Origin of the sequence: Pseudomonas synxantha (assembly GCF_900105675.1) — a bacterium.
GTDB classification, from domain to species: Bacteria; Pseudomonadota; Gammaproteobacteria; order Pseudomonadales; family Pseudomonadaceae; genus Aquipseudomonas; species Aquipseudomonas synxantha.
In genome coordinates this window covers 3,228,744-3,249,778 of record NZ_LT629786.1, presented here as the reverse complement: position 1 = coordinate 3,249,778, position 21,035 = coordinate 3,228,744, and the positions used below count along the sequence as shown (strand labels likewise).

Sequence of the window (21,035 nt, the reverse complement as noted above, 5' to 3'; positions counted from 1 at the left end):
CTGATTGAAATTAATATGAACAGTTTTTTGATTTATGCTCAAATTAAATTTAAGCTCAAGCCTTAGCAGCGAGCCGTACGGCTTCCCCTTTTCGCGGCAGACCGACCTTGTCGCGTGAAGGCACCGCGCTAATCCCCAACAAAAAGTGCCAACTTCGAGGTACCTAGACATGCTCATCGATCTCCACGCTCATGCTCCCCATCCGGGCTACTACAACCAGCACCCGCACTGGGGGCCTTTCTTCGAGCAACATTCCGACGGCGATATCAAACTGCGTGTCGGGGACTGGATCCTGGGCCTGGGCTCGCCTGAGCGCAAAGCCGCCGTACGTTCCGGTAACGGGCCAAAGCTTGAAGAGTACCTGTCGCGCTGGGCCGATCCGAAAGTGCGCCTGGCCGGCATGGACAAGGCGGGGCAAAACCTGCAAGTGGTGTCCGTCCCGTCCCATTGCTACATGTACTGGACGGAAGCCGAGTTCGCGGTGCCGTTTGCGCGCACCGTCAATAACACCCTGGCCGAATACTGCTCGGCCGCTCCTGACCGCCTGATGTTCTGGGCGCATGTGCCATTGAATTCGCCCGAGGCCGCAGCCGCCGAATTGCGCTATGCCTGCACCGAGTTGGGAGCCAAAGGCATGGTTGCCGGTGGCGCCAACTTTGGTGGCCTGGAGTTCGACTCGCCGGAACTCGACGTGGTCTGGAGAACTCTCTGCGACCTCGACCTGCCGATGTTCATCCACGGCTACAACCAGTCGGTCACCTGGGGCAAGAACGCCAATGACGACCGCTATGAAACGACTGCCATCGTCGGCATGCAGTACGACGAGAGCCGCTGCTTCTGGAACCTGATCTGCGGTGGCGTGCTCGACCGTTTCCCTAATCTGAAGGTGTACATCACCCACGGTGGCGGTTATGTGCCGTACCAGTTGGGACGCCTGGCCAAGACCAACGAAAACCTCGACGTCAAATTCAACAAGAAGCCGCTGCTGGAATACATGAAGAACTTCTACTTTGATGTCGAGCTGCATGAAGTGCCGATGCGCCAGGCCCTGGTCGACATCATTGGCGCCGACCATGTGCTGTACGGCAGCAACTTCGGTGGTAGCGATGCGGTGCGTCACGACCTGACCGACGGGCTGCGTCTGTCGGATTCCGACCTGCGCAAGATCCGCTATGAAAATGCCTGCCGCCTGCTGCACCTGGATCCCGCCAAGTTGGGCAAGGTAGGTGCCTGATGAAGCTGGCGCGTTGTGAATATTTCGCGTCCGGCGTGTTCTGGGCCGTGGTGGATGTTGCGCAGAACGAAGTGACGCCGATTTCCGGTGAGTTCAAGGATTGGGCGCCGGCGGTGGCTGCCGGACGCGGGATCAGCTCGGTGCGCATTGCCGGCCCTGCGTTGCCGCTGTCCAAGGTGCGCTTGCTGCCGCCGATCGAGCCGGTCAATCGCGTAGTGGTCGCGGGCGCCAATTACGCCAAGCACTTGGTGGAGTTCGGCTTGGGGGCACCGGCTCAGCCGGTGGCCTTTCTCAAGGCCTACGGCGCACTGATAGGCGCCCATGATCCGATCCGTTTTCCGCCACTGACCGAAGAGCTCGATCACGAAGTGGAATTGGTGGCGGTGATCGGCACCCATGAAATCGATCTGGAAGACCCGCTGGCCTGCGTGCTGGGTTACACCGTTGGCAATGATGTCAGTGCCCGCGACCTGCAGCGCAGCGGTGCGGCCGGGATCGGCATGGATTTATTCGCGGCCAAGAGCCAGGACCAGACCACGGGCCTCGGCCCCTGGATCGTCACCAAGGACGAGTTCCCTGAGGGCTCGCCCAAGCTGCGCCTGACGTTGAAGGTCAATGGCGAAACGCGCCAGGACGGCTCGACCGCCGAAATGACGTGGGATGTAGGCCAGTTGATTCGCTTTGTGCAGCAGCGCTCCAGCTTTGCCTGTGGCGACGTGCTGTTCACGGGTTCACCCGCAGGCGTCGGCATGGGCACCGGGTTGTTTCTTAAAGAGGGCGATGTGGTGGAGGCCAGTGTCGAAGGCATTGGCACGTTACGTAATGTTGTCGGGCGAAAAATCCACGCTTAATCGAGAGACAAAAATGAACGCCAAACAAGAAAAAATAGTGGTCGTCGGTGCCGGTTTGATGGGAACCGGTATCGCACACGCGTTCGCCAGTTCGGGTTTTACAACGCTGCTGGTCGACACCAATGCCGCCTCGTTGACCCAGGCCCGAGCGAGTATCGAAAAAATCCTCAGCGACGGCGTGCGCCTGGGCAAGGTCAGCGAAGAGCAAGCCAAGGCTTCTCTGGCGAACCTGCTGACCGGCGGCGACTTGAGTGAAGCCGCCGCCGGCGCAAACTGGCTGGTGGAGACGGTCTCCGAGCAACTGGCGGTAAAGAAGGCGGTGATCGGCCTGGCGGCACCGCTGCTGGCGCCGGATGCAATCATTGCAACCAACACCTCGGCGCTCAGCGTCACCGAGATTGCCGCCTCGGTACCGGGCGCCGAACGGGTGATCGGCATGCATTTCTTCAACCCCGTGCACAAGATGAAGCTCATCGAGCTGGTACGTGGCCTGGCGACCAGCGATGAGGTGGTGGCCCGCACGCGCACCCTGTGCGATCAGTTGGGCAAAACATCGATTGTGGTCAATGAGTCCCCGGGGCTCACCACCAGCCGTATGTCGGCCCTGCTGGGCAATGAGGCGATGTGGATGCTGCAGGAAGGCACCGCCACCGCCGAAGACATCGACACCGCGCTGCGCCTTGGCTTCAACCATCCCATGGGGCCGCTGGAGTTGGGCGACCTGACGGGCTGGGACACGCGGTTGTCAGTGCTGCGCTACTTGCACCAGACCCTCGGGGAGAAATTCAGGCCGTGCCCACTGATCATCAAAATGGTCGCGGCCGGGCGCCTGGGGCGCAAGACCGGGCACGGGGTTTACCGCTACGAAGAAGGTAAGCCGGTCGCGGGTTCCGGGCTCAAGGCGAGTGCGCTATGAACGACATCGTGATTGTGGATGCGGTGCGCACGCCTATCGGCCGGTTTCGCGGCGGCCTGGCGGGGGTGCGTGCCGATCACCTCGGTGCGTGGGTGATCGACCAGTTGCTCAAGCGCAATGATCTGTCACCGACGCGCGTCGACGACGTGATTTTTGGCTGTGTCACGCAAATTGGCGAGCAATCGGCCAACATTGCCCGTACCGCGTTGCTTGGGGCTGGGTGGCCGGTGACCATTCCAGGGCTGACCATTGACCGCAAATGCGGCTCCGGTGAAGTCGCAGTGCACCTGGCGGCCGGTATGATTGCCGCAGGCTCTGCCGACATCGTGGTGGCGGGCGGCGCGGAAAACATGAGCCGCGTGCCCATGGGCAGTAACCGCGAGATCCACGGCGAGGCATTCGGTTGGATGGCAGCGCAGCACTATGAACTGACCAGCCAGGGTGAGGCCGCCGAGCGCATTGCCGACAAGTGGGCGCTGAGCCGCGAAGCGCTGGATGCGTTTGCCTTGGCCAGCCAGCAGCGCGCGGCCGCCGCGAGCGATGCCGGCCATTTCGATAACGAAATCGTCGGCGTACCTGTCGAGGCATTGCGGGAAAAGGCGCTGGAGGAGCCTGCCACGACGCTAAGTCGCGACGAGACCATTCGTCGTGATACTTCGCTGGAAAAACTCGCGACTCTCAAGACCAGCTTTCGCCCGGAAAGCGGGCGTATCACCGCCGGCAATTCGTCGCAGATCAGCGACGGCGCCGCGGCCCTGCTGATCATGGGGGCCGATACTGCGCGTCAGCTCGGGCTCAAGACACGGGCGCGCATCGTGGCCTTCACCACGGTGGGCTCGGACCCGACGCTGATGCTCACCGGGCCCATCGCCGCGACCGACAAGGTGCTCGCCAAGGCCGGGTTGAGTCTTGCGGATATCGACCTGTTCGAAGTCAATGAGGCGTTCGCCTCGGTGCCGCTGGCCTGGATGCAGGAAACAGGTGTGCCCCACAGCAAGCTCAACGTCAATGGCGGCGCGATTGCCCTTGGTCACCCATTGGGCGCCAGTGGCGCGAGGTTGATGACCACCTTGCTCAACGAACTTGAGCGACGTGGCGCGCGTTACGGTTTGCAAGCGATCTGCTGCGCCGGTGGCATGGGTACCGCCACCATTATCGAACGGCTCGACTGAGGTGGCGCGCCTGCCGCTGATTACGTTGGAGGCGATGCCGGCTGCGTTGCAGGAGGCGGTCGCGCGCGGCCGGCAAAGCCGCATGCTCAGCGCCATCACCCCGGTGCAAGTCTGGGCTCACCGGCCTCGGGCAGCCCTGGCCTGGCTGGGGTTGATGGAGGCCCTGCACAGTGAAAGCCTGCTGGATGAGCGCTTGCGGGAACTGGTGCGGCTGAAGATTGCCAGCATCACCACCTGTCAGGCCTGCCGGCTGGCGCGCAAGTCCGACAGCGTTACCGAGCAGGACATTGTTTGCATGAACTCGGACAGCGCGCACTTCACACCCGCTGAACAGGCGGCACTTGCCTACGCCGAGCTGTTCGCCGGTGACTACCTGGCTATCGACGATACGCATTTTGCCCAACTGGCTATCTTCTTCTCGCCGGAGCAGGTGGTGGAGCTGGGTATGTTCTGTGCGTTGATGTTGGCAGGCGGACGTATGACCGTCGTTCAACAAGCTTACTGATTGCATTTGGATGTGAAACTGATCAATTATCGAAAAAGCGTCCATATATTCGCGCAGCAGTCCGGCTGCCGTCGCCTGATAGCGACCTGACTGCGATCAGCCTCAAACAATAACGACAAAAATGACGGAGATGCTCATGTCCACACCTGCACAGAGTGACCTGACCAAGGCATTCAACGATGTCGCCAGTAATTACCGGGGTACCAGCGACATTGACCTGCACGCGACTTACCGCGACATGCGCGCAAACTCCCCGGTGCTCCAGGACAACTTCATGGCGCGTTTGGGTGTGCCGACGATTGCCGGTCTGGACGCCAGTCGGCCCACCTTTACCTTGTTCAAATACGACGACGTCATGGCCGTGATGCGCGATGCCGGGACGTTCACCAGCGGGTTTATTGCCGAGGGCCTGGGCGCATTCTTTGATGGTTTGATCCTTACCGCGATGGACGGTGATGCCCACAAGAATATCCGTAACCTGCTGCAACCGGTGTTCATGCCAGAGACGGTCAACCGCTGGAAAGAAACCAAGATCGACCGCGTCATTCGTGAGGAATACCTCAAGCCCATGGTGCCGGCCAAGGGCGCCGACCTGATGGACTTCGCGCTGTATTTCCCGATCCGCGTGATCTATTCGCTGATCGGCTTTCCCGAAGACCGCCCTGAACAGATCGAGCAATACGCCGCCTGGGCATTGGCCATTCTCGCCGGCCCCCAGGTCGACCCGGAAAAGGCCGCCGCCGCACGCGGTGCCGCGATGGAAGCGGCCAAGGCGCTTTACGATGTGGTCAAGACGGTGGTGGCTGAGCGCCGCGCCAACGGCGCCACCGGCGATGATTTGATCAGTCGCCTGATCAATGCCGAGTACCAGGGCCGGTCCCTGGACGATCACGAAATCGCCACGTTCGTGCGCTCGTTGTTGCCAGCTGCCAGCGAAACCACGACGCGCACCTTTGGCACCTTGATGTCGTTGCTGTTGCAGCACCCGGATGTGCTGGAGCGGGTACGCAACGATCGCAGCCTGGTCAACAAAGCCATCGATGAAGCGGTGCGGTTTGAACCGGTGGCCACGTTCAAGGTACGCCAGGCCGCCAAGGACCTGGAGATTCGCGGTGTGGCGATTCCCAAGGGCGCCATGGTGCAGTGCATCGTAACCTCGGCGAACCGCGACGAAGACGCCTTTGAACGAGCTGATACCTTCGATATCGATCGCAAGGCCAAGCCCTCGTTTGGCTTCGGTTTTGGCCCGCACATGTGCATCGGGCAGTTTGTGGCCAAGACGGAGATCAACTGCGCGCTGAATGCCATTCTTGACTTGATGCCGAACATTCGCCTTGACCCGTCCAAGCCTGGGCCGCAGATCGTGGGGGCGCAGTTGCGCGGGCCGCATTATCTGCATGTGTTGTGGGATTGACCGACGTACACCGGATCATACTGTGGTAGCTGGCTTGCCCGCGAAAGCGGCCTCTAGGTCGACCGGGATGTGACTGATGCCCCGCGACCCACCTGTGGGAGCGGGCTTGCTCGCGAAAGCGGTCTTACAGGCGAGCAGCTCACTTGCCGGGTGTAAACCGTATCAAAAGGTGGGAGCTGGCTTGCCTGCGATGGCTGTGTGTTGGGCGCCAGAGATATCGGTCGGAGTACATATCCGTTTCTGCGGTAATGGCCTCTTTTGGTTCCGCCCTTACGGCGGGTCACTTTTGGCAACCGCCCGGAATGCCGGCCCAGCCAAAAGTAACCAAAAGGTCTTCGCCCCACCACTCGGTACCTCGGCCAGCGTGGTTGACGGGGCGCTCTAGATCAAAATCAAGAGCCAGCCAAACGCTTGAAAAACTGCATTAAATGAACACAATTAAAAAAAGTGTTTAATTAATGCAGATCCTGCTCTATGATTCAGGGACAACAACAAGCCCGAATGCGAAGGGGAAAAACAATGAAAGTTGAAGATCTGATTCTCGTCAGCGTCGATGATCACGCGATTGAGCCGCCGAATGCCTTTGCCCGTCACATGCCTGCGCGCTTCAAGGGGCGTGAGCCTCATGTGGTCAAGAAGGGCGACCGTGATGTGTGGGTGTTCGAAGAGCAGGCCACCGGTTACATGGGGTTGAACTCTGTGGTTGGCCGGCCGAAAGAGGAATACGGCATGGAGCCGCTGGGCTACGACCAGATGCGTCGTGGTACCTGGAATATCAAGGACCGCGTCGACGACATGAACGCCAACGGCGTGCTCGGCTCATTGTGCTTTCCTACCTTCCCGGGCTTTGCCGGGCAGCGTTTCCAGGTGCATGCCGACCGCGATGTGTCCCTGGCCGCGATCCAGGCGTACAACGACTGGCACTTGCACGACTGGTGCAATGCCGCACCGGGGCGTTTTATCCCGTTGATGATCGTGCCGTGGTGGGACATGAAAGCCGCCGCTGCCGAAGTCGAGCGTCTGGCCAGGCAGGGCGTGCATGCACTGTCGCTGTCGGATAACCCGGCGATTCACGGTTACCCGTCGATCCACAGCGATTACTGGGACCCGTTGTGGAAAGCCTGCAGCGATAACAAGGTGGTTATTTGCTGCCACATCGGCACCGGCGTCAAAGCCAATCACGCCTCGGACATGTCACCGATCGACGCCTGGATCACCTCGATGCCGATCTCCATCGCCAACTCGGCGGCGGACTGGATCTGGGCGCCGATGTGGAAGAAATTCCCCGATCTGCGCATGGCACTCTCCGAAGGCGGCATCGGTTGGATTCCATACCTGCTGGAGCGTGCGGACTTCACGCACCGCCACCACAACGCATGGACCAACTCCAACTTCGGCGGGAAGATGCCCAGCGACATCTTCAACAAACATTTCGTCACCTGCTTTATCGAAGACAATTTCGGTCTGCAGAACCTCAAATACTTGAACACCGAGATGGTCACCTGGGAAAGCGACTACCCGCACTCCGACTGCACCTGGCCGAACTCGCCTGAAACCGCGTGGGAAGGCTTGCAGCACTTGGATAAAGAGATGATCGACAAGATCACCCACTTGAACGCGATGCGCGAGTTCTCCTACGACCCGTTCTCGATCCATAAGCGCGAAGACTGCACGGTCGCCGCGCTGCGGGCCAAGGCGACTCACGTCAGCATCGAACCGGCCCTGGGCCTGGGCGGTGCCGACCACGGTCGGCAAGACAACAAGCCGGTGACATCCGGCGACATCAACGCGATGTTCGCCGAAGCTGACGCGCAAACCGCGTTGTAAGTTGCCGCTGCTCCCACCGTCGCCCACCAAGGGCGGCAGTGGGGCGGTAGAGGTTCCGTGGTCGCCTCGTTTGAGGCGGTCGCGCTCGTGTTCAGCGTAAGAGAACGCATATGCCTATCAGCCAATTTTCCTACAGTAGTATTCCTGCCGAAGCCGAGGCGCTTCGCGCAAGCGTCCGCGCCTTTATTCATACGCACCTGGCCGAATACCCGAATACCTTGCGGGCGGAATCCTGGATGGGGTTCGACGCGGCTTTCAGTCAAAAACTCGGAGCCCAGGGCTGGGTTGGCATGGCCTTGCCAAAGGCATATGGCGGGGCGGCGGCCGGGCCCTTTGCCCGCTACGTGATCATCGAGGAGCTGCTGGCGGCCGGGGCTCCGGTTTCGGCGCACTGGATTGCCGATCGGCAAAGCGGTCCGTTGATCAATCGCTTCGGTACCGAGGCGCAAAAACAGCATTACCTGCCGGCTATCTGTCGCGGCGAAAGCTACTTCTGTATAGGCATGAGCGAGCCCAATTCGGGGTCGGACCTGGCGTCGATCAAAAGCAGCGCGGTGCGTGACGGCGACAGCTGGGTGCTCAATGGGCAGAAGGTCTGGACGACCAACGCTCACCATTCGCACTACATGATCGCTCTATTGCGCACCGGGGAAAAACAGGCGGCGCGCCACGAGGGCATGTCGCAATTTATTGTCGACCTGAGCCTGCCGGGCATCACGATCCGGCCGATCCGTGACTTGGCTGGCGGTGAGCATTTCAATGAAGTGTTCTTCGACAACGTGCGCTTGCCGGTGGATGCCCTGATCGGCAGCGAGGGCAAAGGCTGGGACCAGGTCACCGCCGAGTTGGCCTTCGAACGCAGCGGCCCGGAGCGTTTTCTCAGTTGCATCGCGCTGTTGAAAACCCTGATCGATGCGGTGGGCAACCATCCCGACGCCTTGCAGTCGCGGGAGATCGGCCGAATGTCGGCCAAGCTGTTGACCCTGCGCAATATGTCGCTTTCGGTCACTGCCCAACTGGCGGCGGGGGCGCAACCGACGTGGGCGGCCTCCTGCGTCAAGGACCTGGGGAATGCCTTCGAGCAGGAAATCCCCGAAGTGGCCCAGTTGCTGTTGGAAACCGAACCGCGCCAGGACGGTGGGAGTGAACACGCGCGAGTGCTGGCCTACCTGACACAAATGGCGCCGTCATTCTCATTGCGCGGCGGCACGCGTGAAATTCTGCGGGGCATCATTGCCCGTGGCTTGGGGTTGCGATAATGCGCGAACTATTTGAATCGACAATTGAACGCCTGTTGGCCGACCTGGCGACGCCCAGTTATGTGATGGCGTGTGACGGCGGCGAATGGCCTACGGCGTTGTGGCAAGCCCTGGACGAATCCGGCTTTACCTTGGCCGGCGTCAGCGAGGCGCTCGGTGGCGCCGGTGCCAGCTGGTCCGATATGTACGTGCTGGTACGTGCGGCCGGGCGTCATAGCGTGCCGGCGCCACTGGCTGAAGCCCTGCTTGGCAACTGGCTGTTGAGCGAGGCCGGGTTGGAAGGGGTCGCGGGGAGCTTGAGCATCGCGGCCGACACCGATTTGCTGCTCGACGATGATCGGGTATTCGGCTCGGCGTACGCGGTGCCGTGGGGCCGTCAGGTTGAAGCGCTGGTGGCGGTGGCGACCCAGTCGTCGTCCGGCAAGCCGAGCGTGGTGCTGTTGAAGCGCAGCGATGCCAGCGAGTTGACGCTCAGCTTGAATATCGCCGGTGAGCCCCGCGACGACCTGGGCTTTACCGGTGCCCAGGTGCTGGCGCAGGCAGCCTTGCCTGAGGGTTTTGCCGGCAACGTACTTGAACTGGGCGCCGCCATGCTGCGTTCGGCGCAGATTGCCGGGGCGCTGCACGGCTTGCTGGACATGACCGCCAACTATGCCCGCGAGCGCCAGCAGTTTGGCAAGGCGATTGGGTCGTTCCAGGCTATCCAGCAGCAACTGGCGGTGTTTGCCGAACAGGCCGCTGCTGCCGGGATTGCTGCCGAAGCGGCGTTTGCCGAATCAGGCGACGGGCTGGCCGAATTGACTATCGCTGCAGCGAAGATCAGTACCGCCGAGGCGGCCGGCATAGGCGCCGGCTTTGCTCACTCCGTGCACGGCGCCATCGGTTTTACCGAGGAATACCCTTTGCACTTGCTGACCCGCCGGCTATGGGCGTGGCGCAGCGAGGCAGGCTCGGCCAGCCTCTGGAGTCAACGTCTGGGCCAGCGCATCTGCCAGGGTGGCAGCGATGGGTTCTGGCCGTTGCTGACCGACCACGGCAGGCAACCCTTGTGCCCATCCGGGAGTGATGCATCATGAAGCCGTTTCTGCAGATCGAGCGCGACGGCGGCATTGTCACCGTGCGCATGGACCATCCCGACACCCGCAATGCCTTGACGACCCCCGAGCAGATCCAGGAGTTCGTCGAGCTGTGCAGCCAATTGCGCCGCGACCAATCGGCGCGGGTGATGATTCTTACCGGCAATGGCAGCGCTTTCTGCGCCGGTGGCAACGTCAAGGATATGCATGAGCGCGGCGGGATTTTCGCCGGCTCACCCTATGAACTGCGCAATACCTACCGCGATGGGATTCAGCGCATACCCCTGGCGATCTACGAGCTGGATATCCCCGTGATTGCGGCCGTGAACGGTCCGGCAATCGGCGCCGGCCTTGACCTTGCGTGCATGTGCGACATTCGCCTGGCTTCGACCTCGGCGGTGTTTGCCGAGAGTTTCGTGCGCTTGGGGATCGTTCCGGGAGACGGCGGCGCCTGGTTGCTGCCGCGGATCATCGGCATTCCCAAGGCCAGCCTGATGTCGTTCACCGGCGACGCCATCAATGCCGTCAAGGCCCAGGAATGGGGGCTGGTGGAGCAAGTGTGCACGCACCAGACCTTGATGGCCGAAGCGCGCTCGCTCGCCGAACGGATTGCCAGCAACCCGGGGCATTCGTTGCGCTTGTGCAAACGCCTGCTCCGCGAAGGCCAGCATATGCGCCTGGACTCCTTGCTGGAGCTGTCGGCCGCGTACCAATCGCTGGCTCATCACACCGAAGACCATCACGAAGCCGTGTCGGCGTTTGTCGAAAAACGCGCACCCGACTACCGCGACCGTTGATGGCTTATCGACCCAATTCTGGAGACTGACAATGCGCAGTGTTTTTCGCGAAGACCACAGCATGTTCCGCGACCAAGCCCGTCGGTTTGTCGATCGCGAGATCGTGCCCTACCTGCATGAATGGGAAAAGGCCGGCATCGTTCCCAAGGAAGTCTGGCTCAAGGCTGGGGAAACCGGGCTGTTGTGCTCCACAGTGCCTGAGGAATATGGCGGCCCCGGTGGCGATTTTGGCCACAGCGCCGTGATGATCGAGGAGCTGGCGCGTGCCAACGCCACGGCAGTGGGTTTTACCACTCACTCGGAAATCGTCGCGCCGTACATCGTTGCCTACGGCACCGAAGAACAGAAGCAGCGTTGGTTGCCGAAAATGGTCAGTGGCGAGCTGGTCGGCGTGATCGCCATGAGTGAGCCGGGAATCGGCAGTGACCTGCGCTCGATGCGCACCCTGGCGCGCGCCGACGGCGATGACTACATCGTTTCCGGGCAGAAGACCTTCATCACCAACGGCGGCAACGCCGGGTTGATGGTCACCGCCACCAAGCTTGACCTCAGCGCCAAGGAACTGACCCTGATCTGTATCGAGGAGGACCGTCCAGGCTTCGCCAAGGGGCGCCTGCTGGAAAAGATCGGCCTCAAGGGCCAGGACACCGCCGAGCTGTTTTTCGATGAGGTGCGCGTACCCGCAGCCAACCGCCTGGGCGAGGAAGGGCAGGGCTTCAAATACCTGACTCACCAGTTGGCCTGGGAACGCTTGATCATTGCCATCCGCGCCGCGCAGTCGATCGACACGTTGCTCTCGGAAACCATCGAGTACACCCGTGAGCGCAAGGTATTCGGCAAGCCGGTGCTGGACTTCCAGAACACCCGCTTCAAGCTGGCCGAGGCCAAGGCGCAATTCACCATGTTGCGTGTGTTTGTCGATGATTGCCTGGCCAAGGTCATGCGCGGCGAGCTGGCGCCGGATGTCGCGGCGATGGCCAAACTGCTGGGCTCGGAAATGCAGGGCAAGCTGCTCGACGAGTTTTTGCAACTGCACGGTGGGTACGGGTTCATGAGCGAGTACAAGATCAGCCGGGCGTGGGTGGATGCCCGTGTCGCGCGAATCTACGGCGGCACCTCGGAGATCATGAAGGAGATCATCGGGCGGACCCTGTGACACCAGATGACGCAGCCACCTTTTGAGGAACACCATTAATGAGCCTTTACCGACCTTTCGTGCTGCTGTGCCTGTGGTGCAGCGCGTTCATCAATGGGGCCCAAGCTGCGACGACGGATGTCTACGGTGGCGAAGCCCAGCGCGCCAATGCCTTGCTGGCCAAGGCCGTGGCCGATTACAAGACGCGGGGTGATGGTGCCCTCGCCGAGTTCAGTCGCCAGGGCGCCTATGTGGATGGTGAGCTATACATCTACGTGATCGACACCGCCGGCGTAATGCTAGCCAGTGGCGGACCTTCAGCGTCATTGGTGGGCAAGCCCGTGGTCAGCGTGCTGGATGACGACCTCAAGGCCGCCTTCCAGCACGCTATTTCGCAACCGGCTGACGGCACGGTGCGCAGCGCCGAATACCGCTGGTGGAACTGGCAGCACGGCAAAGTGGAGCGCAAGCGTGTGTTCTACGAGCGTGTGGCCGATCGGGTGATCTCGGTGGGCTACTACATGCCCCGAGCCAGCGCTGAACAGGCCAGGCAGTTGCTGCAACGGGTGACCGAACAACTGGCCAGCGACCCGGCCTCTACGCTGGATCGCATCAACAAACACGACAAGCAACTCACCGAAGATGATCTGTATGCCTTTGTGGTGGACCTGAAGACCCAACGCTTCGCCGCCCATGGCTTCTTGCCCAGGCTGGTGGGCACTGACTTCAAGTCGCTGCGTTCCACCGATGGCAAGCCCATTGGCGAAGCCATGCTTGAACTGATGCGCACTGAGGACAACGCCGAGATGACTTACTTGTGGCGTAACCCTATGACGGGTCAGAACGAGCTCAAACAGACCTTTCTACAACGAATTGATGGTTACGTGGTGGCGGTGGGTTGCTACACGATTGTGGGTCTGAAGGCCTGTGGTCGACAGTGATAGAATCCAATGCAGACATCGTGGGGCATTTTTAGCCTCGCTTAGACGTTTGATCCATCACCAGCGAGTTGGGCGGTAGGCAATAATCCTTAGGTACGATCATAGCTTGCGTGGCACTTCCATCAAGTTATACAAGATGCGGGTGATCGAAGTCCCAGACGTGGCGATCCGGAAGTAAATCATGTGCTACTCAATGCAGCGTCATCGGTAACAGAAGAGGGCGAGATCTTGCCGATTCAGAAACCTGTTTAGAGTTCACGTGCCCACTGCTGGGTGTACGCCTGTGCGACTCCCCAATGAGTACGAATCCATTTTTTTGGTTAAACCGATGCGGATATAGCATGAGAAGTCTTACCCGGCCTGGCCCCGTGTGATTCGGCCGTAGCCACGTAAAAACGCCAGCACAAATAATGAGTACACAATTAAGGCCATCAGCGTAACGCTATACTTTGGAAATCTTGAGCTTTCAAACACTTGGAGGATGAGTTATGATCCCGTCCGCTGCGCCATATTCGGTAACCTGGAACACTGAACGTCAGGTCGCCACAAGAAGCCCGCTCATTGAGCGGGCTTTTTTTCGTCTTCTGAATACACCGGAGCTCATCTCCAGCCACGGTTTTTCAAGTACACATCAGTTCACCGCTGGCACAGCCTTTTACCATTCCCTGCACATCAATTTTCGTATTGGTTCGTCTACCGCTGGGTTGTACTCCCGGAAAAATTTTGGAACAACTGCACAAATCACCCAGTCATTTTTCATGTGCGACACGCCCTGTGTCGTTGAATTGCGTCCTGGCAAGGGGCGATCTTTGATTCAGTGAGGGCATTAAAATGGCTAGGAAAACAGTGCAAGACCTTTTTATTCACGAGCTTTCCGATATCTACAGTGCTGAAAAGCAGATCACTCGTGCCTTACCTCGTATGGCCCGAGCGGCAACCAACCCGTTATTGGCAGAAGCATTCAATGCTCATCTTGAAGAAACCCAGGGCCAGATTGAACGGATAGATCGGCTCGTGGAACTGACCGGTTTAAAACTCAAAAGAATGAAATGCGTAGCAATGGAAGGGCTGGTCGAGGAGTCAAAAGAATTAATTGACGAGATCGAGAAAGGCGCTGTTCTGGATGCTGGCTTGATTGGGGCAGCGCAAAAGGTGGAACACTACGAGATCGCTGGCTATGGAACGCTCATTGCCATGGCAAAGCACTTGAACCTTCCTGATGCTGCGAAACTGCTCGCAGAAACTCTCGCTGAAGAAAAAGCGACCGATGAAAAACTATCCAAGATTGCAGAGCAGGGCGGTAATCAAGCTGCAACATTAGAGTCCAAATGACGCTAGGGGTGGTAGTCAGACGGCGCTGCAATGGCGCCGTTTGTTATTCACGTGAGTATTTACTGGCCGAATGGCAGTTCAATGATCGCCAGCGCTTCGGTTTACATTGGCCTTCCTGTTTCTAATACTGGTTTCTGTACATGACGTTTTTCCTACGGTGGTGAGCCGGACGTCACTCCGGCTATCAGCGCGATCTCGATACTCCCGGCATATCCATATTTATCCTGCGCCAGAAGGCTTCAGAGAAACTGTAAGCCGAGAAAGCAATCAGCCCCAAGGCCATCACCATCAAAATCAACCACCCAGCTGGTAGATTCTGAAGCGCGTCCAGGGCTTCCTTCATACCGGGTGGATCCATGGCTTGATAAGCGGAGCCACTGATTGCCAGCAGCAACGCAATCTCTATAAAAACAACCCCACGGGCTATCAGGCCGAAGCGCGACACTGGACGTACGTACCGCATGATGTCTTCGTCAGCCTCGAAATACTTCTCAAACGACGCCTTCCATCCCTTGATGATGTGAGCAATACCCACACCAAGCGGAATGAGAGCGATCAGGTAAACCAGCAAACTCGAGTATTCCCAAGACAAAAGATGCGCTAGCCAGTCTTTGGTCTGCCCTCCGGAATCGCCCGAGCTTCTAATGCCGCTAATGAGCAGGCCCAATGCGAAAAGCGCCAGAGCGCCGTTGACCATACCTCCTGCAAATAGACCCGTGCGAATCACCAGGCCTTTGAGCTCTTTGCCGTGATGATCGACATCACGCGTAGCTTGCAGGACGCGCCAAGCCGCAAATGCGAGCAGACCCGCCACCACAAGCCCAACTAAAAAATAGCCGAATGGTTGGCTTAGCAATGCTTCCAGGCTCTTGTGGCTGTCTTTCGGTTTTGTCGAGTCTCGTGCTGCGAGCAATGCGAAGATACCGATGATCAAATAAAGCGCTCCCCGGGCGGCGTAGCCTCCCCGAGCGAGTATTACCAGGCTATGTTGCGCGGACATTCGATGTATTCCCGAGATCTGATAAAGAGCAGACCCCTCCTGTTGGAGGGGGTTCTATTATCAAGTCGAAGACTGCTGTGATGTCGTGAACGAAAACAGCTTGCCGATGTTAACCACAAGTGGCCAAGCCGCGTGGCGAACACGCCCGCCAATCGGGTTCACTACCCAGGTGTTTAGGGCGCGACGACCATCGGCGGTTGGACAGTTCCAGAGCTTCTGTGGGGGATAAAGAAAATATTTCAAATAAATTGCATTTAAATCAAGACATTGCGGATTATTGGTGTATGATGCGCCCACACCGAAACGAAGGGTGATTAGCTCAGCTGGGAGAGCATCTGCCTTACAAGCAGAGGGTCGGCGGTTCGATCCCGTCATCACCCACCATTCGCTTCAAGTGTTACGCGCAGCGGTAGTTCAGTCGGTTAGAATACCGGCCTGTCACGCCGGGGGTCGCGGGTTCGAGTCCCGTCCGCTGCGCCATATTCGGCAACCTGGAGCACTGAACGCCAGGTCGCTACAGAAAGCCCGCTCATTGAGCGGGCTTTTTTTCGTCTGCGTTTTTTCTATTCGGCTTTTTTCCTGCGCGGCTGGCGTCTTGCCAAGTGTTCGAAGCAGAAAGATGCTGTGCCGAATACAGCGATTATGGTCAGTACGATCATGCCGAGGGTTGAGCTTTCCACGCTGACTTCCTACGCAATGATGGGGTATGCCATCACGGTAGAGACGGGGCGGAAGCTGCTCAATAGGCCCGACGCAATCCTTACGCCGCCGGGCCTGTTGTTACGCACTCTTTACGGCGCGTTGCGGCTGTGCCGGTAATCGCTGACTGCTTCATACACCGCCTTGCGCAACCGGTTGATGCCGCCAATAGGGCGGTGTGCTTCCACACCAAACCACGGGTTGAACGACTGGTTGTCGCAGGCCAGGTTCTGCGCGGGCGTGTCGAAGTCCTGGGCGGGGATCCTGACCTTCGCCACCGTCTCATATGGCGCGTCGCTCTCCTTCCATTCGATGCTGGTGTCTTCGATCGGCATGAACTTCTGCGGGTTCTGGCGCTGGATCTGCAGCACGAAACAGGCGGCTACACGGTCGGTGGACAGTTGTTGTGTGAGGGCGCTGCGCAGGAAGTTCGGCAGGGCCTGATTCTGTTTGGGCAGCACATAGTCCGGGCAGCTTTGCGGGTCTGGCGCGACGCGGAACTTGGCGTTGGCCGCGCCGAACTTGTAGGGCGAAACTGAGAAGTAGGTGGTCTGCGTCGGGCTGGCGGGTGCGGGCGCCAGGGTGGCCAGGGCAATAAACAGGTGGCGCACTTGCCAACTGCGCGGGTCGAGCGTGGGGAAGAAAGCCAGGACCTTCTTGCCGTCCGCCTGCGCGCCGATGTTCTGCGCATATTCCGCTACATCGCTGACGAAGAAATTCGGATGACTGAACATCACGAAATCCTGCTCCGTGCGTGTTTGCTGGTCGGCCATCAGCTGTTTGCCGGGCACATCCAGCAGCTTGATCGCCATGCCGCGGGCGTCGCGGATGCTGTCGAACTGCGGGTAGGCGTTGCCGTTGGACAGACGCATGGTCGCCTCCCAGGTCTTGCCCGGTTCGGCGAACACGCCCTGGCGCAACGCTGGATCGAGATCGGCCAGCACACTGACTTCGGCTTTCACGCAGCCATGGGCCTTGGCGTGGGCATCGCGCAGGTAGCGGGTGCCTTCGCGGTGCTGGTCGACGATGCGGACTGCGGTCTGGATGATGCCTTGGGTCATGGCCGCTTCACCCGGTGGGATCTGCTCATCCGCTGACACCGGGCCACTGTGCTGCCAGGCGAACCAGAGGGTCGCCAACAACCAGCCTATTAGGCCCAGGCCCAGCAGCCACAGCAGGGTTTTGCCGAGAAAGGCGCCAAGACGCAGCCACAATCGAGCGAGCATGGAACGGTCCTTGTTTTGCGATCGGATAATCATGGCAGTTGATGCTCCAGCGGGCCGCCCAGCACTTTGAGGTATTCGAGCAGCGACCAGCGCTCCTGCGGCAGCAAGCCACGGCCAATGACGCCATTGCCGCGTGCACCTGCACGGAATTCGTGGCCGCTGTTGTGGTTACCGGTGATCCGGGTATCGAACAGGAAGGCATTCTTGAAGGCGGCGCTTTCAAAGCCCAGGTGGCGAGGGTCGTAATTGAAGGTGCCCTTGTAGAAGGTAGTGCTGCGTTCGTCCTGGGGCGACAGTAGTTGGTAGATCGTCGGCACCGAGCCGTTGTGCAGGAACGGCGGGGTGGCCCATACGCCGGCCAGCGGCCGCGCTTTGTAGGCACGTAATTCGCGTACGCCGATGGGCAGGCCGAATCCGTCCAGTTGCGGGCGCTGCGCTGGGGTCACGCCGGCAGCGCGGTAGGCATGTTCTTCGACGAAGGCAGTCACGTAGGCCAGGCCCTGGGCCACGGACATGTTTTTCAGGTCCAGCGGCGCGGTGGGCGTGGGGTGCAATTGGACATCCAGCTGGGCCAGTTCGGCCGGGTCCCATTGCAGGGCACTGAGGTCGTAGCGCTGGTCGGCAATGTTGCTGGCGGTGCCGGGGTCGGTGCCGATGTAGTCCACAGGCAGCATTTTCAATTGCTGTACTGGGCGCCCATTTTCCTCGGTAACAGTCGGTACGTGGCAGCCAGCGCAGTTTTCGGCGAACAGTGCACGGCCCTGGGCGGCGAGGGGTTTGTCGATGGCGCCGAACAAGTCTTCCGGCCAGGTTGGCGGCTTGAGGCGTTGCAGGGTTTCCTCGATCAGGTGCAAGTCGCCCACCCGCACGCTCGACGGGTAGCGGGCATCGCCCTGGAGCGGTTGGCCGGCGCTGTCGAAGAATGCCAAGGTCGCACCGACGCCAAGGGCTTCACCGATATTGCGCGCCATGGGTTGCTGGGCCGAGCCGTTCCATTGCACCCAGTCGAAGGTCCAGATATCCCACAGTTGCGGGTAGTCCACTGGAGCGTTGGCGACGCGGTAATTGTCTGGGGAAATGGCGTCGCCAAAGCTGGCATTGGCGATGCGGCCAAAGGCGTCGGTGCGGCCAGGGCCTTCTTCAGTGGGATAAAGACCGCGGTGGGTGTCGTTCCAGGCGACCTTGAGGAACTGGTCCAGCGCTTGCTTGAAGTCCTTGCGCAGTTGGTCGTGCTGGGCATCGTACCGGTCACCCAAGACCCTGCGGGCAAAGCGCTCGAACTTCCAGGGGTTGTAGTAGGTAGCGGCAAGGCTGGCGACCAGGGCCTGGCCGAAACTGCCGCCGCGCAAGGTCGGGACGCTGGAGGGTAATACATGTTGCGCAGAGCCACCGTCGATGCGCAGGGCCTGGCCTTTGAAGTGCAGTTCGCCGGTGTGGCAGGCGGCGCAGGTGACGTCCAGGTACTGAACCTTGCTGCCGGCGTTCTGGTGTCGGGTGAAACCCACTGGCAGGTTGCCTGGGTTCTGCGTGGTGGGAACCTGCTTGGGGTCGACCAGGAAGCCAAAGCGCGCCAGATACTGCGGCGCGGCAAAGCGTTGCTCGGAGAACGGCAACTCCAGGGCCGTGAACCAGTCGTAGTGCAGGCCTTTTACCTGGGTGCCTTGGGGCGTGAAGTAATAGACCTGGCGGTCAGCGGCACTCCATTGATCCTGGTAGTGCACCTGCTGCACTGGCACGTAGTCCGGCAGCTTGGGGTTAATGGTGTAATAGAGCACCACGGCCAGGATCAGGCCGAGGGCGATGAGTATCAGGAGTAAAACACGGGAAAAAATGCGCAAGATAACTATCCTTGTCGAGTTGTCGCGTTGTTATGCCACTACACCACAGGTGCGGCAAGTAGCCAGTAGCCTGGTTGCAGGCGGTCCCGCGATCCGTCGCGGTACTCCATAATGAATGAAAATGCTTTTAAACACGTGAACTTATCAGAAGTTTCCTGCTCACATGCCGGTAGCCATTGGTCGTGGCCGCCTGATAAGCTCGCGACTTTATTCGAATGCCCTTTTGGCGCATGAACAAGGAAATAGCATGAAACAGCATCGGTTGGCGGCGGCGGTGGCCCTGGTTAGCCTGGTACTTGCGGGTTGTGATTCGCAGACCAGCGTAGAGCTGAAAACCCCGGCGCAGAAAGCTTCCTATGGCATCGGCCTGAACATGGGCAAGAGCCTTGCCCAGGAAGGCATGGACGACCTGGACTCCAAAGCTGTGGCCCAGGGCATTGAAGATGCCGTCGGCAAGAAAGAACAGAAGCTCAAGGATGACGAACTGGTCGAGGCGTTTGCCGCACTGCAAAAGCGTGCTGAAGAACGCATGACCAAGATGAGCGAAGAGTCGGCAGCCGCCGGCAAGAAATTCCTCGAAGACAACGCCAAGAAAGATGGCGTCGTCACCACCGCTTCCGGCCTGCAGTACAAGATCGTCAAGAAGGCCGACGGCGCCCAGCCCAAGCCAACCGACGTAGTAACTGTGCACTACACCGGCAAGCTCACCAACGGCACCACCTTTGACAGCTCCGTGGATCGCGGTAGCCCGATTGACCTGCCGGTCAGCGGCGTGATCCCGGGTTGGGTCGAAGGCCTGCAACTGATGCACGTTGGCGAGAAGGTCGAGCTGTACATCCCGTCTGACCTGGCCTACGGCGCCCAGAGCCCGAGCCCGGCGATTCCAGCCAATTCCGTGCTGGTATTCGACCTGGAACTGCTGGCCATCAAGGACCCAGCCAAGGCAGACGCTGCTGAAGCACCTGCTGCACCAGCCGCCAAAAAGTAATCGGCGCCTGAACAGACAACGCCCCGTCTCGACGGGGCGTTGTTGTTTCTGCCGGTTCACTTTTGTTGCCGCAGAGCTAAGTGTGGCGGGCAAGCTTGCCCCCTACAGTGAAATCCGATAGAACCCACGGCAGCGGAAACAGTCTGATAGAAGACTCGAGCACGGGTAGCCGCACGCGCATGCCAAGTCAATGAAATCTTGGGTTTTTTTTATGTGCGCAAAAAACGCCCGATCTGACTGCAAGCCTTATAGAGCGTGGCTTTCAGCCGATAAAACAGGCTCTGTTCACAAGGTTATCCACAATTTGTGTGGATAACCTTTTATATCGCCTGGAACTGGAGTGACCGATGAAACCACCTTTCAATTTCACCCGTTTCCTGCCTATGGCGGCTCGTCTGCTGGGTCGTGGGCGCTTACCGACCCTGCTGTTTGCCGTCGCCGCCAAAGGCTCAAGCCAAGGCAACCGGCTGGGCCAGCTCAAGGATGATCTCAAATTGCTCCAGGCCCTGTGCCTGGCTTACTGGCGCGGCGAATACCGGGCGATCAGTCCCAAGGCGCTGATCTCGGTGGTGGCGGGGCTGATGTACTTCCTCAGCCCGGTTGATGCGATCCCGGACTTTATCCCCATGTTCGGCATGCTCGACGACATTGCAGTGCTGGCATGGGTCATGAAGACCCTGAGCGGCGAACTGAGCGCCTTTCGGGCCTGGCGCGAGGCGCAGCGTCCGGAAAAACTGGCGGTGGTTGAGCGCCTGCCTGCAACGCCTGAACTGCTGGCCCAGGAAAACCCGCAAAAAAACTAATGATGCTGGGTATCCCCTACGA

General features: G+C 59.6%; 19 protein-coding genes and 2 tRNA genes. 18 read left to right on the top strand and 3 right to left on the bottom strand.

Translation table 11 applies throughout. The annotated features are described in order from the left end of the window. The first annotated feature begins 169 nt into the window (after positions 1–169). The 14 genes from BLU48_RS15055 to BLU48_RS14995 all read left to right on the top strand — a co-directional run bounded on the left by BLU48_RS15055 (position 170) and on the right by BLU48_RS14995 (position 14,459). Positions 170–1,234 carry an amidohydrolase family protein gene (locus BLU48_RS15055; protein WP_057023737.1) on the top strand — a complete coding sequence of 355 codons (1,065 nt, stop codon included), beginning with the start codon at positions 170–172 and terminating at the stop codon, positions 1,232–1,234. Next, positions 1,234–2,085, top strand: coding sequence for a fumarylacetoacetate hydrolase family protein (locus BLU48_RS15050; RefSeq protein ID WP_057023738.1), 852 nt, complete (start codon positions 1,234–1,236; stop codon positions 2,083–2,085). The genes BLU48_RS15055 and BLU48_RS15050 overlap by 1 nt, the downstream gene beginning before the upstream one ends. A gap of 13 nt (positions 2,086–2,098) precedes the next feature. Then, positions 2,099–3,001 (top strand): 3-hydroxyacyl-CoA dehydrogenase, encoded by a 903-nt coding sequence (locus tag BLU48_RS15045; RefSeq protein ID WP_057023739.1) that lies wholly within the window; start codon positions 2,099–2,101, stop codon positions 2,999–3,001. Continuing rightward, the gene (locus BLU48_RS15040; RefSeq protein ID WP_057023740.1) at positions 2,998–4,173 is read left to right on the top strand and encodes a thiolase family protein; all 1,176 of its coding nucleotides are present in this window, start codon (positions 2,998–3,000) and stop codon (positions 4,171–4,173) included. Before BLU48_RS15045 ends, BLU48_RS15040 begins: the two co-directional genes overlap by 4 nt. Before the next feature lies 1 nt (position 4,174). Further along, positions 4,175–4,678, top strand: a complete 504-nt coding sequence (locus tag BLU48_RS15035) for a carboxymuconolactone decarboxylase family protein (protein ID WP_172833423.1) — start codon at positions 4,175–4,177, stop codon at positions 4,676–4,678. Between the two features lie 136 nt (positions 4,679–4,814). Further along, positions 4,815–6,092, top strand: coding sequence for a cytochrome P450 (locus tag BLU48_RS15030; RefSeq protein ID WP_057023741.1), 1,278 nt, complete (start codon positions 4,815–4,817; stop codon positions 6,090–6,092). Between the two features lie 519 nt (positions 6,093–6,611). After that, complete coding sequence (locus BLU48_RS15025; protein ID WP_057023742.1) at positions 6,612–7,919, top strand: amidohydrolase family protein; 1,308 nt, start codon at positions 6,612–6,614, stop codon at positions 7,917–7,919. Between the two features lie 110 nt (positions 7,920–8,029). Then, positions 8,030–9,178 (top strand): acyl-CoA dehydrogenase family protein, encoded by a 1,149-nt coding sequence (locus BLU48_RS15020; protein WP_057023743.1) that lies wholly within the window; start codon positions 8,030–8,032, stop codon positions 9,176–9,178. Next, a complete protein-coding gene (locus BLU48_RS15015; protein WP_057023744.1) occupies positions 9,178–10,254 on the top strand; it encodes an acyl-CoA dehydrogenase in 1,077 nt (358 codons plus the stop codon). The genes BLU48_RS15020 and BLU48_RS15015 overlap by 1 nt, the downstream gene beginning before the upstream one ends. Then, a complete protein-coding gene (locus BLU48_RS15010) occupies positions 10,251–11,051 on the top strand; it encodes a crotonase/enoyl-CoA hydratase family protein (protein ID WP_057023745.1) in 801 nt (266 codons plus the stop codon). The genes BLU48_RS15015 and BLU48_RS15010 overlap by 4 nt, the downstream gene beginning before the upstream one ends. Positions 11,052–11,082: 31 nt before the next feature. Next, entirely contained in the window at positions 11,083–12,207 is a 1,125-nt protein-coding gene (locus tag BLU48_RS15005) for an acyl-CoA dehydrogenase family protein (RefSeq protein ID WP_057023746.1), read from the top strand. 38 nt (positions 12,208–12,245) lie between these two features. Further along, complete coding sequence (locus BLU48_RS15000) at positions 12,246–13,127, top strand: cache domain-containing protein (RefSeq protein WP_057023747.1); 882 nt, start codon at positions 12,246–12,248, stop codon at positions 13,125–13,127. A gap of 488 nt (positions 13,128–13,615) precedes the next feature. Next, a complete protein-coding gene (locus BLU48_RS31730; RefSeq protein ID WP_138233636.1) occupies positions 13,616–13,948 on the top strand; it encodes a hypothetical protein in 333 nt (110 codons plus the stop codon). Between the two features lie 10 nt (positions 13,949–13,958). Continuing rightward, positions 13,959–14,459, top strand: coding sequence for a YciE/YciF ferroxidase family protein (locus tag BLU48_RS14995; RefSeq protein ID WP_057023748.1), 501 nt, complete (start codon positions 13,959–13,961; stop codon positions 14,457–14,459). 184 nt (positions 14,460–14,643) lie between these two features. Here BLU48_RS14995 and BLU48_RS14990 read toward each other — a convergent pair whose 3' ends face one another. After that, positions 14,644–15,459 carry a DUF1206 domain-containing protein gene (locus BLU48_RS14990; protein WP_057023749.1) on the bottom strand — a complete coding sequence of 272 codons (816 nt, stop codon included), beginning with the start codon at positions 15,457–15,459 and terminating at the stop codon, positions 14,644–14,646. A gap of 308 nt (positions 15,460–15,767) precedes the next feature. On the opposite strand from BLU48_RS14990, the gene BLU48_RS14985 reads away from it, so the two are divergent. Both BLU48_RS14985 and BLU48_RS14980 read left to right on the top strand, forming a co-directional pair. Beyond that, a tRNA-Val gene (locus BLU48_RS14985) sits at positions 15,768–15,843 on the top strand. A gap of 19 nt (positions 15,844–15,862) precedes the next feature. After that, positions 15,863–15,939, top strand: a tRNA-Asp gene (locus BLU48_RS14980). A 311-nt stretch (positions 15,940–16,250) separates the two neighbouring features. Here BLU48_RS14980 and BLU48_RS14975 read toward each other — a convergent pair. Then, entirely contained in the window at positions 16,251–17,384 is a 1,134-nt protein-coding gene (locus tag BLU48_RS14975) for a catalase family protein (protein ID WP_057023785.1), read from the bottom strand. Between the two features lie 29 nt (positions 17,385–17,413). Next, positions 17,414–19,222 carry a c-type cytochrome gene (locus tag BLU48_RS14970; RefSeq protein ID WP_057023750.1) on the bottom strand — a complete coding sequence of 603 codons (1,809 nt, stop codon included), beginning with the start codon at positions 19,220–19,222 and terminating at the stop codon, positions 17,414–17,416. A 247-nt stretch (positions 19,223–19,469) separates the two neighbouring features. Between BLU48_RS14970 and BLU48_RS14965 the strand changes: the two genes are divergently transcribed. Then, positions 19,470–20,210: an FKBP-type peptidyl-prolyl cis-trans isomerase gene (locus BLU48_RS14965; RefSeq protein ID WP_043050311.1), complete on the top strand. Its 741-nt coding sequence runs from the start codon at positions 19,470–19,472 to the stop codon at positions 20,208–20,210. A gap of 347 nt (positions 20,211–20,557) precedes the next feature. Further along, entirely contained in the window at positions 20,558–21,013 is a 456-nt protein-coding gene (locus tag BLU48_RS14960; protein WP_057023751.1) for a YkvA family protein, read from the top strand. Positions 21,014–21,035: the final 22 nt, after the last annotated feature.

Bases quoted from the DNA above. Each gene is read 5' to 3' on its own strand.
- BLU48_RS15055 (WP_057023737.1), top strand. From the start codon at position 170: ATGCTCATCGATCTCCACGCTCATGCTCCCCATCCGGGCTACTACAAC.
- BLU48_RS15050 (WP_057023738.1), top strand. From the start codon at position 1,234: ATGAAGCTGGCGCGTTGTGAATATTTCGCGTCCGGCGTGTTCTGGGCC.
- BLU48_RS15045 (WP_057023739.1), top strand. From the start codon at position 2,099: ATGAACGCCAAACAAGAAAAAATAGTGGTCGTCGGTGCCGGTTTGATG.
- BLU48_RS15040 (WP_057023740.1), top strand. From the start codon at position 2,998: ATGAACGACATCGTGATTGTGGATGCGGTGCGCACGCCTATCGGCCGG.
- BLU48_RS15030 (WP_057023741.1), top strand. From the start codon at position 4,815: ATGTCCACACCTGCACAGAGTGACCTGACCAAGGCATTCAACGATGTC.
- BLU48_RS15025 (WP_057023742.1), top strand. From the start codon at position 6,612: ATGAAAGTTGAAGATCTGATTCTCGTCAGCGTCGATGATCACGCGATT.
- BLU48_RS15020 (WP_057023743.1), top strand. From the start codon at position 8,030: ATGCCTATCAGCCAATTTTCCTACAGTAGTATTCCTGCCGAAGCCGAG.
- BLU48_RS15015 (WP_057023744.1), top strand. From the start codon at position 9,178: ATGCGCGAACTATTTGAATCGACAATTGAACGCCTGTTGGCCGACCTG.
- BLU48_RS15010 (WP_057023745.1), top strand. From the start codon at position 10,251: ATGAAGCCGTTTCTGCAGATCGAGCGCGACGGCGGCATTGTCACCGTG.
- BLU48_RS15005 (WP_057023746.1), top strand. From the start codon at position 11,083: ATGCGCAGTGTTTTTCGCGAAGACCACAGCATGTTCCGCGACCAAGCC.
- BLU48_RS15000 (WP_057023747.1), top strand. From the start codon at position 12,246: ATGAGCCTTTACCGACCTTTCGTGCTGCTGTGCCTGTGGTGCAGCGCG.
- BLU48_RS31730 (WP_138233636.1), top strand. From the start codon at position 13,616: ATGATCCCGTCCGCTGCGCCATATTCGGTAACCTGGAACACTGAACGT.
- BLU48_RS14995 (WP_057023748.1), top strand. From the start codon at position 13,959: ATGGCTAGGAAAACAGTGCAAGACCTTTTTATTCACGAGCTTTCCGAT.
- BLU48_RS14990 (WP_057023749.1), bottom strand. From the start codon at position 15,459: ATGTCCGCGCAACATAGCCTGGTAATACTCGCTCGGGGAGGCTACGCC.
- BLU48_RS14975 (WP_057023785.1), bottom strand. From the start codon at position 17,384: ATGCTCGCTCGATTGTGGCTGCGTCTTGGCGCCTTTCTCGGCAAAACC.
- BLU48_RS14965 (WP_043050311.1), top strand. From the start codon at position 19,470: ATGAAACAGCATCGGTTGGCGGCGGCGGTGGCCCTGGTTAGCCTGGTA.
- BLU48_RS14960 (WP_057023751.1), top strand. From the start codon at position 20,558: ATGAAACCACCTTTCAATTTCACCCGTTTCCTGCCTATGGCGGCTCGT.